Below are 1268 nucleotides of genomic sequence, written 5' to 3' on the forward strand. Positions count from 1 at the left end.
CAGAGATAGGCAGGATGCGATCGCTTCTTTCCTGAACCATGTTCAGGAGAGCTCAGCGTGAATGTATCAGGTTCCAAACCGGCTCCAGACAGTTCCCCAAGCCCTCTCCCAAGGGGAAGGGGTAGGTCGGAATCAAGGCCACCAATGGCCTACGGCGACTGGGAATACCCCTGGTGAGCCGCCGCTGTTTGGTGGTCATCTTCTGTTCAAAATGGGCATCACTTCAGCGGGTTGCAATCATCACGTGTTTGGTGATTTGGTAGTCGCGCACCGCTTCTGCCGAGAGATCTTTGCCAAATCCCGATTGCTTAAAGCCGCCATGGGGGGCCTCAGAGGCAATGGGAATATGGTCGTTGATCCAGACGGTGCCGAACTCCAGATCGGCGGCCAACCTCATCGCTCGTCCGATGTCTTGAGTCCACACAGAAGCCGCCAGCCCGTATAGGACGTCATTGCCCAAGCGTAGCGCTTCCGCTTCTTCGCGAAACGAGCCGAGCGTGAGAACCGGCCCAAAAACCTCACTCTGTACGATCTCCGCTTTTTGATCGACATTGGCAATCACCGTGGGTTCATAGTAGTAGCCCTGGGCAAGCTGGGAAGGGATCCGACCCCCGGTCAGCACCTTGGCTCCCTCTGCTTTGGCCCGCTCCACAAATCCCATCACCCGCTCCCGCTGGGCTGCTGAGACCAAAGGCCCCATCTCCACTCCCGCCTCGAAAGGGGATCCCACCGTTACTTTGCGCATGGCTTCTACAATGGCCTCTTGCGCCTGCGCCAGCTTGCTCTCGTGCACATAGACGCGGGTGGCTGCCGTACAGTCTTGGCCGGTGTTGACGGTGGCAGCAAATGTGGCCTTGGCAGCAACGGTCTCTACGTCCGCATCCTCGAAGACGATAAACGGCGCTTTGCCCCCCAGTTCCAAATGCACCCGCTTCAGGGTATCTGCCGCTGTCCGCATCACCTGCTTGCCGGTGGCGGTAGAGCCGGTAAGGCTGACCATGCGCACCTGGGGGTGCTCCACCAGGGCTTGGCCGGTGGCATTGCCTCCGGTAACGATATTGACTACCCTGGGCGGGATCCCAGCCTCGGCGATCAGTTCTCCCAGCATCAGGGTGGTCAGGGGGGTGGCAGGAGCGGGCTTGAGCACCACCGTACAGCCGGCGGCCAGGGCGGGGCCGATCTTCCAGACGGCCATCATCAGCGGATAGTTCCAGGGGGTAATTTGAGCGCACACCCCCACCGGCTCTTTGCGAAAGAGGGAGGTGTAG

1 protein-coding gene is annotated in these 1268 nt (G+C 59.9%); it reads right to left on the reverse strand.

From position 1 onward, the window contains the following. Positions 1-223 precede the first annotated feature (223 nt). Positions 224-1268, reverse strand: a 1045-nt coding sequence (locus NW837_RS05700) for an aldehyde dehydrogenase family protein (protein WP_414329763.1), incomplete at its 5' end; no start/stop codon positions are given.

This window comes from Synechococcus sp. R6-10, assembly GCF_047461815.1.
Classification (GTDB): Bacteria; Cyanobacteriota; Cyanobacteriia; order Thermostichales; family Thermostichaceae; genus Thermostichus.